Consider the following 204-nt stretch of genomic DNA (forward strand, 5'->3'; position numbering starts at 1 on the left):
AGCGGGGAGCGGGGAGCGGTCAAGGCGAGAAAATCTGTGGATCTTCGCAGCAACCTTTTCGGCCTCTCGGACCACTAAGCGTTGTCCGGCCAAGCGGTCCGGTCAGATGCAACGGCTGAAAGCGAGACCACAGGCATGTCCATGGAACGAGAGCACAGACATGTCCCAGGCCCACCCACGTCACCGGTGGCGTCCCGCGTCGGC

The organism is Streptomyces torulosus, assembly GCF_001419765.1.
Classification (GTDB): domain Bacteria; phylum Actinomycetota; class Actinomycetes; order Streptomycetales; family Streptomycetaceae; genus Streptomyces; species Streptomyces torulosus.